The organism is Methylomonas sp. MS20, assembly GCF_050275925.1.
Lineage (GTDB): Bacteria > Pseudomonadota > Gammaproteobacteria > Methylococcales > Methylomonadaceae > Methylomonas > Methylomonas koyamae_A.
In genome coordinates this window covers 4,867,388-4,879,852 of the sequence record NZ_CP189962.1, presented here as the reverse complement: position 1 = coordinate 4,879,852, position 12,465 = coordinate 4,867,388, and the positions used below count along the sequence as shown (strand labels likewise).

General features: G+C 57.5%; 9 protein-coding genes and 1 pseudogene. 5 read left to right on the top strand and 5 right to left on the bottom strand.

Annotation, left to right across the window (positions count from 1 at the left end; all coding sequences use genetic code 11):
• Positions 1-318: 318 nt before the first annotated feature.
• Complete coding sequence (locus ACQE3D_RS21675) at positions 319-762, bottom strand: winged helix-turn-helix transcriptional regulator (protein WP_064024519.1); 444 nt, start codon at positions 760-762, stop codon at positions 319-321.
• 101 nt (positions 763-863) lie between these two features.
• Between ACQE3D_RS21675 and ACQE3D_RS21670 the strand changes: the two genes are divergently transcribed.
• The 4 genes from ACQE3D_RS21670 (at position 864) to ACQE3D_RS21655 (ending at position 7,528) form a co-directional block, all read left to right on the top strand.
• Entirely contained in the window at positions 864-1,679 is an 816-nt protein-coding gene (locus ACQE3D_RS21670; RefSeq protein WP_313730491.1) for an oxidoreductase, read from the top strand.
• Between the two features lie 43 nt (positions 1,680-1,722).
• A complete protein-coding gene (locus tag ACQE3D_RS21665; RefSeq protein ID WP_313730492.1) occupies positions 1,723-2,862 on the top strand; it encodes an efflux RND transporter periplasmic adaptor subunit in 1,140 nt (379 codons plus the stop codon).
• Entirely contained in the window at positions 2,859-5,984 is a 3,126-nt protein-coding gene (locus tag ACQE3D_RS21660; protein ID WP_313730493.1) for an efflux RND transporter permease subunit, read from the top strand. The genes ACQE3D_RS21665 and ACQE3D_RS21660 overlap by 4 nt, the downstream gene beginning before the upstream one ends.
• An 80-nt stretch (positions 5,985-6,064) precedes the next feature.
• On the top strand, positions 6,065-7,528 hold the full coding sequence (locus ACQE3D_RS21655) for a TolC family protein (RefSeq protein ID WP_313730494.1): 1,464 nt from the start codon (positions 6,065-6,067) through the stop codon (positions 7,526-7,528).
• 117 nt (positions 7,529-7,645) lie between these two features.
• Here the strand turns inward: ACQE3D_RS21655 and ACQE3D_RS21650 are convergent, their stop codons facing one another.
• Together ACQE3D_RS21650 and thiO are read right to left on the bottom strand one after the other, a co-directional pair.
• Complete coding sequence (locus tag ACQE3D_RS21650) at positions 7,646-8,659, bottom strand: quinone-dependent dihydroorotate dehydrogenase (RefSeq protein ID WP_313730495.1); 1,014 nt, start codon at positions 8,657-8,659, stop codon at positions 7,646-7,648.
• Positions 8,656-9,759, bottom strand: coding sequence for a glycine oxidase ThiO (thiO, locus tag ACQE3D_RS21645; RefSeq protein ID WP_313730496.1), 1,104 nt, complete (start codon positions 9,757-9,759; stop codon positions 8,656-8,658). Before thiO ends, ACQE3D_RS21650 begins: the two co-directional genes overlap by 4 nt.
• Before the next feature lie 311 nt (positions 9,760-10,070).
• Between thiO and ACQE3D_RS21640 the strand changes: the two genes are divergently transcribed.
• Positions 10,071-10,949, top strand: coding sequence for a hypothetical protein (locus tag ACQE3D_RS21640; RefSeq protein ID WP_064024507.1), 879 nt, complete (start codon positions 10,071-10,073; stop codon positions 10,947-10,949).
• 67 nt (positions 10,950-11,016) lie between these two features.
• Here ACQE3D_RS21640 and ACQE3D_RS21635 read toward each other — a convergent pair.
• Both ACQE3D_RS21635 and ACQE3D_RS21630 read right to left on the bottom strand, forming a co-directional pair.
• Positions 11,017-11,532 (bottom strand): annotated as a pseudogene (locus tag ACQE3D_RS21635) (aldehyde dehydrogenase family protein).
• Positions 11,533-11,749: 217 nt separating this feature from the next.
• Positions 11,750-12,232 (bottom strand): tautomerase family protein, encoded by a 483-nt coding sequence (locus tag ACQE3D_RS21630; protein WP_313730497.1) that lies wholly within the window; start codon positions 12,230-12,232, stop codon positions 11,750-11,752.
• Positions 12,233-12,465: the final 233 nt, after the last annotated feature.

The following is a 12,465-nucleotide window of genomic DNA, read 5'->3' as shown; positions in this document are numbered from 1 at the left end:
ATATGGCCGAACAGCATGTCGCCGACGGGCGGATCGTGCCGGCTCTTCAGAAATGATGCCCAGAGTGTCGCCGCCGTTGCAGGTATTGTCCCCATCGCCGGCATCGTTGTCTGCATTCGAGGTGGCGGTTGATGCGCTGCGTTAGCGTTATTAACCCGGCCCTTAAAATACCGTTCGCCCCGAACCCGTCGAAGGGCTAGCCAGCCTGGGCTTAGCCGAGCTCAGCTCGAACGGTATACCCGCGATAAATTGGGTTGGGTTAATAAAACCGGCGACATCAAGCAAATAGTGACGCTACCCATTTGACGCTTTAATCGATCAGTCGACATCAGGCAACACAAAGCGTAGCGGGCGAGTTCCTATCCTTGCCCCCGTGACCGCGTCGATGGTCACCGGCTTAATATCTTCCCCCGTTTCGACATCCTGAATCCGCACCAGCGGTCCGCCGCCGCGATACTGGTGCCCCCAAGCCCCGATCATGACAAGCACCGGCAGAAAATCCCGGCCGGCATCGGTCAACACATACTCTTCACGCGGCGGCCGCTCCGAATACAGCCGCTTTTCCAGCATGCCTTCCTCAGTTAGCGTCGCCAAGCGCCGGGTCAGCATCGTCGGTGCGATGCCGAGACTTTTTCGAAATTGGTCGAAGCGGGTCAGGCCGAAATGGGCGTCCCGCAGAATCAACAAGCTCCAGGCGTCACCCAGAAAAGCCAGGCAGCGAGCGATCGGACAAGGGTCCGCGCAAATATTTTTGTCGTTCATACGTTTTTAGTAGTGACTTAATTTCAAAATGATAGTAACATTGCTATCGAAATGATAGTAACACTTAAGCGACAGACAATCCACACCACGGGAGATTCGATATGAACACTAAACACCATGCCGTAGCCTTGATCACCGGTGCATCCTCGGGCATTGGACTGGTAACGGCCAAGGCCATGCAAAAAGCGGGTTACCGGGTATTCGGCACCAGCCGCAAGGCAGCTGCAAGCGTCGACGGCATCACCATGCTGAGTTGCGACGTGACCGACGAAGCTTCGGTAAACAACACGGTAGCCGAGGTATTGAAGCAGGCCGGCCGCATCGACCTGTTGGTCAATAATGCCGGCGTCGGCTTGCTCGGAGGGGCGGAAGAGTCGTCAACCGCTCAGGCTCAGGCCTTGTTCGACGTCAACCTGTTCGGCATTACCCGCGTGACCAATGCCGTGTTGCCGACCATGCGCAACCAAGGAAAAGGCAGAATCGTCAATATCAGCTCAGCCCTTGGTTTTATCCCAGCGCCTTACAACGCACTGTATGCCGCGACCAAGCATGCGGTCGAAGGCTATTCCGAATCGCTGGACCACGAACTGCGCAGCTTCGGCATCCGGGTTGTTTTGGTTGAACCGGGATATACCCGCACCGCGTTCGAATCCAGCTTAACCAAGCCCGATCAACCGCTGGCCGTCTACGACTCGGTGCGTACCGGCATGGAAGCGCTGATGCGCAAGGGCGTGAACGCGGGCGATGCTCCGGAGGTGGTCGCCGATACGGTGTTGAAAGCCGCGACTGCCGCGGCTCCCAAAAGGCGCTATACCGCCGGAAAACAGGCAACCCAAGTGCGTTTTCTGCGCCGTTTCCTCCCGGAAGCCTTGGTAGACAAGAGCTTGCGCCAGTTTAACCAGCTGCCGATAGTCTGAATCATTGAAGGATAACGACATGATTCATTTATCGAAGAATTCCATGACGACTAAGCACAGGCTTCTAGCCGGATTGTTACTGCCGCTGATGATAAGCGCCGGATGCAGCGACCAGGACAAACCAACGTCAGCGGTTGTCCGCCCGGTAAAGGTGTTTCGAATCGAGCAGAACACCGTCGCCGGTGCCAGAAGTTTTGCCGGGGAAGTCCGGGCCAGAATCGAGACGCCCTTATCCTTCCGGGTGGCCGGTAAACTGCTGGAGCGCAAAGTTGATGTTGGCGACCCAGTGGGTAAGGGTCAGTTGCTAGCGATACTGGACGGCAACGATTACCGCCTCGCCGTGCAGAGCCTTAAAGCTCAGCTGGCTTCCGCGCAGGCCGACAGCACGTTCTTGCGCGACGATCTGGTGAGATACCGCGAACTGTTGGTTCAGCAAGTCATCAGTCCGCCGGAGTTCGAGCGGCACGAAACCGCTTATACCACGGCGCGGGAGCGGACGGCGGCTCTGGAAGCGAAATTGGCTGAGGCGAACAACCAGCTGAGCTATACCGAATTGCATGCCGACCGCGATGGCGTGGTCACGGCGTTGGCTGTCGAGGCCGGGCAAGTGCTGGCGGCCGGCCAGGCCGTGGTGACGCTGGCCCAGCTCGACGAAAAGGAAATCCATTTCGACGTGCCCGAGCACAGGCTGGCGGAAATCAAGCGCCAACAAGTCGTTAATGTGTCGTTGTGGTTAGACGACGAACGGCTGCTGAAGGCCAGAATCCGCGAAATCGCCTCGGCCGCCGACCCTGCCAGTCGCACCTATCGCGTCAAGGCAAGCTTGCTGGAAGGGCTGGACGCCGCACAATTGGGCATGACCGCGACCGTTCATATCGCGGCTAATACTGCGTCGGGTATCGCCATCCCGCTTTCCGCCGTCTATACCCCGCAAAATCAGCCCGATCATCGCTTAGTCTGGTTGGTCGACGAGCAGGCGGCCACCGTCAATTCCGTGCCGGTGCGGCTGGGAGAAACACTGACCGGCGAACGCGTTGCCGTCGAGGGCCTCGCCGCCGGCCAGTTGCTGGTCAGCGCCGGCGTGCAACGTCTGGCCGAGGGGCAAGCTGTTCGCTTGCCGGAAGGATCGGGATTGCCTAAGAATCACGGTGGCCAGGAAAATCTAAATAAGGCACAGCTATGAAAGCATTCAACCTCAGCGAGTGGGTGCTAAAACATCGCCCCTTCACCGGCTTCATGCTGGCATTGGTGGTGCTCGGCGGGCTATTCGCGTATTTCAAGCTGGGCCAGCAGGAAGATCCGCCGTTCACGTTTCGAATCATGGTGGTCAAAACCCTCTACCCCGGCGCCACTGCGCTGGAAGTCGAGCAACAGTTGACCGACAGACTGGAAAAGAAAATCCAGGAGCTGCCTGACCTAGATTACCTGCGCAGCTATTCCAAACCCGGCGAATCGGTGATTTTCGTCACCCCGCGCGAAGATACGCCGCCCAAGGAAATTCCCGAGCTTTGGTATCAAGTGCGCAAGAAAGTCGATGATATCCGTATGACGCTGCCGCCCGGCAGCATAGGGCCGTTTTTCAACGACGAATTCGGCGATACCTATAGTCTGATTTACGCCTTTTCCGGCGAAGGTTTCAGTTATGCCGACCTGAAATTGGCGGCCGATTCGGTCCGCCAACAATTGTTGCGGGTCAAGGATGTCGAGAAGGTCGACCTGATCGGCGTACAGGACGAAAAGATTTTCGTCGAGTTTTCCGACAAAAAGCTGGCCGAACTGGGCCTGGATACGGCGGTGGTTGCTCAAGCCTTGCAGGCCCAGAACGGCATGGCGCCGGCCGGCACGGTATTTTCCGCGCAGCGCAATCTGCCGATACGCCTGACCGGCTCGTTCGACTCGGCGGACAGCGTCGCTAATATGGCGGTACGTATCGCTAATCGCACCTTCAAGGTCGGCGATTTTGCCAAGGTGACGCGCGGCTATATCGATCCCGCGGAATTCAAGATGCGTTTCAACGGCAAACCGGCCCTCGGCCTCGGCGTGACGATGAACAAAAAAGGCAACGTGATCGACCTGGGAAAAACCTTGGAAGACACACTGGCCGGCATCAAAAACGAATTGCCGTTGGGCATGGACGTGGAGCCGGTCGCCAATCAAGCGCATGTGGTGAAAAACCAGATGGCGGAATTCGGCCAAACCTTTTTCGAAGCCCTGGCTACCGTGTTGGTGGTCAGTTTCTTAAGCTTGGGTTGGCGCACCGGGTCCGTGGTGGCGCTGACCGTGCCGCTGGTACTGGCCGCTACCTTGCTGGTCATGCTGCTGTGCGGCATCGATCTGCAACGGATTTCCTTGGGGGCTTTGATTCTGGCGTTGGGCCTGTTGGTGGACGACGCGATGATTGCCGTCGAGATGATGGCCCGCAAGCTGGAAGAAGGTTGGGACCGGATGCGCGCCGCTACTTACGCGTACACTGCCACCGCCTTTCCGATGCTGACCGGCACCTTGATCACCATCGCCGGCTTCCTGCCGGTGGGTTTGGCGCAATCCTCGGCCGGCGAATATACCGTGGCGATTTTTCAGGTGGTCGGCATTTCCCTGATTCTGTCCTGGATCGGCGCGGTGGTGTTCACCCCGTATTTGGGATTTTTGATCCTCAAGGTGCATGCCAGCGCCGATGGCCCTATCCACGACTTGTTCGATACGCCGTTCTACAACCGCTTGCGGCGCTGGGTGGATGCCTGCGTCGCGCACCGCAAAAAAGTCATTATCGCCACGCTGGCCTTGTTCGGTCTAGGGGTTGTGGCTTTAACCCACGTCCCCGAACAGTTCTTCCCGCTGTCCAACCGCCCGGAAGTCATCGTCAACCTGTGGCTGCCGGAGGGCAGTGCCTTCGAGCAAACCGAAGCCGCCGCCAAACGCATGGAAGCGCTGTTAGCCAAGGACGAGGATGTGGAACACGTCGCCAGCTATGTTGGCAGCGGCACGCCGAGGTTTTTTATGTTAATCGTGCAGCAACTGGCGAATACCAATCTGGCCGAATTGGTGGTGATGACCAAGGATAACCAGGCACGCGAACGGGTGATGCAGCGCGTCCGGCAGATTCTTGAGACGGATTTTCCGAATGTCAGGGGCCGGGTGAAGCGCCTCAATGTCGGGCCGCCGATGGATTATCCGTTGGCGTTCCGGGTGCTTGGCGAAAGCCCTAACATAGTGCGCGACATCGCCGACCGGGTGGCCGAAGTCGTGCGTAACCATCCCGGCACCGTGGATGTCAACGACGATTGGCATGACCGTATGCCGTCGTTCCGACTGATGCTAGATCAGGACAAGGCCCGCGCCCTGGGCGTATCGACGGCCAGCCTGTCGCAAGCCTTGCAGGCACATTACACCGGCATCCCGGTCGGGCAATTGCGCGAGCAGGATAAATTGATCGACATCGTCTGGCGGGCCAGTCCCGAATTGCGCACCGCCGCTGACGAATTGCCGGACGTTGCAGTGCGCACGGCCAATGGCAAGTCGGTATCGCTGTCGCAGTTCGTCAAATTCGAGACCGTGTTCGAGGACGGCGTGCGCTGGCGGCGCAACCGCTTCCCGACTATCTCGGTACGCGCCGACGTGGCCGACGGCAAGATGGCCCCGGATGTGGCGGCGGAAATCGTCCCGAAACTTAAACCGATTCAGGATAGCCTGCCGGTCGGATATTTCATTGAAACCGGCGGTTCCAAGGAAGACGCGGTGAACGCGCAGAAGTCGATTCTGATCTGGATTCCGCTGGTGCTGATCGTCACGCTGATCTTGTTAATGATGCAGTTGCAGAATCTGTCCAGGACTTTCATGGTGTTCAGCACCGCGCCGCTGGGCGTGATCGGCGCGGCCTTCGCCTTGCTGTTGTTCCGGGCGCCGTTCGGTTTCGTGGCCTTGCTCGGCATCCTGGCCCTGGCCGGCATGATCATGCGCAACTCGGTGATTTTGGTGGATCAAATCGATCAGGATGAAAAATCCGGGCTCGATACCTGGTCGGCCATCGTCGAATCGACGGTGCGGCGATTCAGGCCGATCATGCTGACTGCGGCGGCGGCGATCCTGGCGATGATCCCATTGTCGCGCAACGACTTCTTTGGCCCGCAGGCCATCGCCATCATGGGAGGGCTGACGGTAGCGACTGTGTTGACGGTTTTCTTCCTGCCGGCGCTGTATGCGGCTTGGTTTAGGGTGGAGCGTGGAGATGCCAAAGCGCCCTCTCCCGACGGGGGCATAAAAGCCCCTCTCCTCGCGGGAGAGGGGTTGGGGGTGAGGGGAAAATGAAATCCAACATTTTGATTTTGTTGGGTTACGCTTCGCTAACCCAACCTACATTTTGGCGTATAAGACCTCGGAGTCTTGCAATGAATAATCGATATTTAACACCACTAACCATTCTGTCCCTGGCTAGTCTAATTGCCTGTACGCCGACTCGCGTCGGCGATCAAGTAGCGCTCAATAGCCCGGCAATCTGGCAACACGCGCCTATAGTCCAATCCACCGAAGCAGTTGACCTAAAGACTTGGTGGCAAGGTTTCAACGATCCCTTGCTGAACGAGTTGATAGACCAAGCCTTGGCCGCCAACCACGATCTGAAAATCGCCACCGCTCGCGTCCGCGAAGCCAGCGCGATGGTCACCGTTGCCGAAGCGGCGTTGTATCCCAGCCTGGATTTCTCACTGTCCGGCAGCCGGGAAAAACGCATCGACCGAATCGTCGGCGTGCCTAGCGGGCAAGGTATCAAATTGATTACGCCGACCGCAGATGCGGTCAGCGGCGGCTTGGCGGCGCGCTGGGAAATCGACGTGTTCGGCGGCCGGCATCTCGAAGCGGAAGCCGCCGCCGCGCAAGCCGAAGGCAGCCAGGAAGGCTTGCATGCGGCGCAAGTCGGTCTGTTGGCGCAGGTGGCGACCAATTATCTGGAACTGCGCGGTGTGCAGCAACGCATAGGCATTCTGCAAAACAATATTGCCTTGCAACGCGAACGCTTGCGGACATTGCAGGCATTTGTTAAAGCCGGACTGGCTAACGAGGCAGACCTTGCCCGTCAGCAAACCTTGTTGCAGGGTACCGAGGCGATGCTGCCGGGTTTGGTTAACGCCGAGCAAAACCTGATCCATCGTTTGGGCGTGTTATTGGGCGAGCAGCCGGAGAGCCTAGGAAACCGCTTGGCCGCTGTTGGCCCGTTACCCAAGCAAGCGCCGGCCATGCCGAACCTGCTGCCGGCCGATTTGTTGACACAGCGGCCGGATCTGCGCCTGGCGCAAACCGAAGTCAGCGCGGCGGCGGCCAGCCTGGGTTCGGCGCGGGCCGATCTTTATCCGAAGCTGGTGCTGTCGGCCAGCGGCGGTCTCGGCGCGCTGGCGGTCGGCGGTTTTCCGAGTCTGGCCGATAGCGTTTATGCGCTGGGCTCGGGCCTTTCCGCGCCGATCTTCAACGCCGGTCGCATCCGCGCCTATATCACCGCCGCCGATGCCCGGCTGGAACAAGTCGCGGCCAATTACGAGAAAACCTTTTTGCTGGCGTTGGAAGATGTGGAAAACGCTTTCGTCGCCCATCGTTCCGCCGCGGATAGCTCAGGCCGATTGACCGAAGCGGAAGCCTCGGCGGAAAAAGCTTACCGGCTGGTCGATGCGCTGTATCAGCGCGGTGCAGCTACCTATCTCGCCGTTCTGGATGCGCAGCGCAGCAAGCTGGAACTCAGCGATGAACGTGCCAAAGCCGAAACAGCGGTCAGCGTAGCGATGGTGTCGCTATACCGGGCTTTCGGCGGCGGTTGGGTGCTTGATTCGCCGGTAAACGCCATCGAAAATGCCTCGGCACGCTAATCGACGTCGGTTAGGGCATGCGGGGGCGGTACTTGGGAAGGCGCGGAAGATAAACAAGGATAAGATGACCTTACCAACCGTTAAATTCGATAAGGTCAGATCGGGCGTCCGACCAAATTAGATGGCGTTTAATATCTCATCAATCAATTCGGGACCTCGATAGATTAAGCCGCTATAAATCTGCACCAAGCTGGCGCCGGCGGCTAATTTCTCCTGGGCGTCCGCGCCGCTCAATATGCCGCCGGCTGCAATAATCGGTAGTTTGCCTTGTAATTCCGCCGCCAAACCGTTTACGACGCGAGTCGAACTATCCTTGACCGGCGCACCACTCAAGCCGCCTGCTTCGTCGGCGTGAATATGGCCTTGAATTTTATCGCGGGCGATGGTGGTGTTGGTGGCAATCACACCGTCGATAGCAAATTCCAACAGCAATGCCGCGATGTGGCTGATTTCCTCATCACTTAAATCCGGGGCGATTTTCACCGCGATGGGTGTGTATTTGCCCTGCGCCGCCTGAAGTTTCAGTTGTTCTTCCTTCAACGCGCTTAACAATTGCTTGATCTCGTCGCCTTGTTGCAATTGGCGTAAGTTCTTGGTGTTGGGCGAGGAAATATTAATGGTGATGTAGCTTGCCGCGGTGTAGCTTTTCCGCAAGCCGATCAGATAGTCTTCGGTAGCTTTCTCTAAAGGAGTGTCGGCGTTTTTGCCGATATTGATGCCCAAAATGCCGCGATACTGGCATTTGCCGACTTGTGCCAGTAAATGGTCGATACCCAGATTATTAAAGCCCATCCGATTGATGATGGCTTGATGTTCAGGCAGACGGAATAGGCGTGGCTTGGGGTTGCCGGGTTGCGGGCGTGGGGTGACGGTGCCGATTTCGATAAAGCCAAAACCTAGCTCGGCCAGCGCATCGATGTAATCACCGTTTTTATCCAGGCCGGCGGCCAGTCCCAGCGGATTCTTGAAATGCAAGCCCATCACATCGACCGGTTTGTCCGGCGCGGCCGGCCGGGTCAGGGTGCTGACGCCGCTGGCATGGGCAACTTGCAGCAGTTGCAGGGTGGCATGGTGGGCGGTTTCCGGCGGCAGCGAAAACAGCAAGGGACGTAGCAAGGGATACAGGTTCATGGTGGCGGCAGGCGTTTGGGTAAGTAGGGGCTGGGATTCAGCGCGGTTGGTCGGTTCAGCATGAGATCGCTCAACAAGCGGGCGGCCGCGGGGCCCATCACCAAGCCGTTGCGAAAATGTCCGGCGTTGACGTACAGATTGTCGATATCGGGATGGGGGCCGATATACGGGACTCCGTCGGGGCTGCCGGGACGCAAGCCGGCCCAATGATGAGCGACCGGGAAGTCTTTCAAAGCCGGCAGCAATCGTGTCGCGAATTCGAAAAGCGCCCGGCCGGCCGATTCGGTCGTCGCTTTCTCAAAGCCGGCTTGCTCCACGGTGCTGCCGGCCAGGATGCGGCCGTCACCGCGCGGAATCAGGTAGTGATCGCCGTCGAGCACCATGCAGGGTAGGGTTTCCGGTTCGGCCTCGAACAGCAGCATTTGCCCGCGTACCGGCTGAATGCGCAAATCCAGCGCTTGCTCGGGTAGCAAAGCATTTAGTAAGTTGGCCGTCCAGGCGCCGGCGCTGACCACGAGCTCCCGCATAGCCAGTGTGCGGTCGGCGGTTTGCACTTTTGCGGCTCGGCGGCCGCGTATCGTCAGCGAAGTAATGTCGGCATTCTCGATAAACTCGACGCCTTGTTGGCGTAGCCAAGCTTGCAGCGATTTCAGCAACCGAGGATTGCGGGCTTGGGCAATGTCCGGTAGCCATAACGGTTCCTGCCAGTCGGCATGCAGCCCTGCGGCGAAGTCTGTCGGCGGTGTTTGATGGCGAATGGCGTAGCGCTCGCACCACGCCGTGGCGGCTGCATGGTCGGGGTTTTGGCTGATCAGCATGCCGCAATCCCGCCATTCCGGATCGATGCCGGTCGCTTGGTGCAGCTCGCGGCACAGCTGCGGATAGGTTTCGATACTGGCTGTCGCCAGTTTGGAAATGGCGTCGGCTTGTCGCCAAGGGTAAATCGGCAGCAAAATGCCGCCGCCGGCCCAGGACGCTTCCCGACCCGCGAGGGATTTGTCGATGATGGCGACATCGCGTCCGGCCAGGCGGAGTTCGCGCGCGGCCAGCAGGCCGCTGATGCCGCCGCCGATGATGAGTATGTCCAGATTTTGCGTCATGCGGGTGCGGAAGATTGGCAAGGGCGAATCTTTTTTAAGTTATCACGAAGCCGGCCCGTCGCGGAATAGGTGGGTTGGCTTTCGCGGAGTGTAAAAAAACAAACGGCTGTTGTGAAAAATAGACAAACATTGAATATAGATTATGATTTTGATGTAAATCAATGAATTCTAATTAAATTTTAATTCGCAAAAAAAAGACGTAAAACTTGTACGGCTGGTTTTTTGCTGCTATTATTGCCCGCGTGAAGAAATCCTGTGTTGCATTCCAGCCAATGCAGTCTTAACAATAACAACCCTTGGGGGGAACGACTATGAGTTTTACCAAAACCAAATTAGCGCTAGGCGTTGCTGCGGCGACTTTGACACTGGTTGGCGCGCAAGCCCAAGCAGCGGGCGCCAGCGCCGAGCGCGTGGCCGATGCCGCCGCTAGAAAAACCGAAGCGTTGGAAGCTCAAATGCAACAAATGGCTGAACAAATGCAAGCCATGCAAGCCGAGTTGAACCGGGTTAAAACGGCTTCTTCCGCTAAATCCTCTACCGAAACCGCCAAAATCCAAGAGTTAGATCATTGGATGGCGTCTGTTAAATCAGCTCCCGAAACCTCGCATGCCAAAGATAATTTGGTTGCAGTCCGTGGTGGTTGGCAAAAACTGGATCACGCCCGTGGAGACAACGACAGCGTTCTGAACGATGGCGCATTGCTGTCTAACAATATGAATTCAGATGGCTTTTACTTTGGCGGTGCGTTTGACTTTAATGTCAACAACGATTTATTCGGCTTGATGGATGACACTTCATTCGGCGTTGAGATTGGTGTTGAGTACTCTGAGTTTGGTAAAGGCTTGAATACACTGGGTACCGTGACTGCGGTAAATGCGACTGTAAGTCCGCATCAGTCCACCGATTCTCGCTTGCGGATCAACGCTTCACCAAAAATCAAATTCATGCACGACAGCAAATTGCGTCCATGGATCATCCCCGTCGGTCTTGATATCAATATTCTGGGTGTTCCTTCCAACGCGGTTTCCGTGTTGAACGCCGGCATGCAATTCGGCGGTGGTGTGGAATACGATATTTTCAGAGGTATCACTCTGGGTACCGATGTTCGTTACCATTATTCAACGAGCAAAGTTGATGGTACGCCAACCGACGGTTTCAGTACTGGCGGTTACGTTGGTTTCAAATTTTAATTTGTAAACCCCGCGTTACCCAAAAAGGGAAGGTGTCAAAGCCTTCCCTTTTTTTATGCTCAATTGGTTATCGGCGCATTAGGATGGCTTTGGCTTGCAACTTGTTCGTGGTGGCATCTTGATATTCCGCTGAGTCAGCCACCGGGCCCCAAAGGCGGGCGCCCGCCTGTGCCAAATTGACCGGTTTCTCGTTGACGAATTCGTAAAATCCGCGTTCGCTTAGCTCGCGGCCGAAACCGGAGTTGTTGAGTCTGCCGAACGGCAGTTCCGGCGCGGTCCGCGCCGGTTGGTTGACGAACACTATGCCGCAGTCGATTTGCGCGGCAACGGCGCGCCCACGCTCGATACCGGCCATGAATACCTAAGTGCCGAGGCCGAAGGGTGTAGCATTCGCTAACGCAATCGCGCTTGCCGTGCTGTCGACGACGTGGAAAGCTGCGGCCGGATCGAACAATTCCCGGTTAAACACCGGATTGCGTTCGTCTATCCCCGTAATCACCGTGGGTTCCATAAAATAGCCGGGCCGGTCGAGGCGGTCGCCGCCCAATCCGATCGCCGCTCCGGCTTGGCGGGCCCGATCGATTTACTCCAGCAGCAGGTTCGAGGTTTTTTCCGAAGCCAGCGGTGCTTCGGCATGCTCGCTCGGCACCGGCGACGGCGCTCTCCCGTTCCGCGTCTGATATTGCGGGATAGCTGGCGATGAGTTCACCGCTGGCGAGGTTGATGGATTGGTAACTCAAGGTGGAGTCCCGATTCAAGATGGCGAAAGGCCGGCCCGCGCGGAGCCGGCCGCATTCGGTTTAGGCGCGATCGGTCAGGCCCGGCGTCAGCATCAGGTTGACCGGCAGTTTCTCCTGTAGCGTGTAAGGACTGGCCTTGTTCTCGGCCACCCAGCGCTTTTCGGCGACCGATTCGAACGGCGGCGGCAATTCGCCTTGCAGCGACCACAAATCGAACGGCGTTTCGTCGATCGAAATTTCCCAGTCGTAACCGCGCTCCTTCACATACGGGGCGACTACGGCGTCCAGGGTGCGGATCCACCATTCGCGTAGGATAGGCCCGGGAATGGTTCTGGCGATCTGGTCCACCTTGAAGCGAACGAATTGGTTATGCGGTTTGCCGCCGACGTAGCAATTGCCCTTATCGATGGCCTCGAACAGGATTACGACGTAAAACTTGGGGATGGGCACGCCGGCGTAGATGCCGGTGATGCGCTCGGCGAGTTCTTGTTTGTCTTCGGCACTGAAGGCGCCGGTCGGATGGTAGACTTTCCACAAAGGCATGGTGATTCTCCTGAATTTGAAGTATTGGGACGGGCCGGTTTGGGGGCCGCTAAAATCCGAATTCGGTCGCCTGGCGCCGGCGGCGATCCGAACTCGGGCGACGCGTCGTTAGTCCAGGTTTGCGAAATCCTTGGGGGGATGCAAGCCGAATGGCGGCGTCGGGGATTACTTTAGGCCGGCTGGAGCCAAGCGTAAAATGGCGAATATTCATACGCGGATGAATATTTTCGATG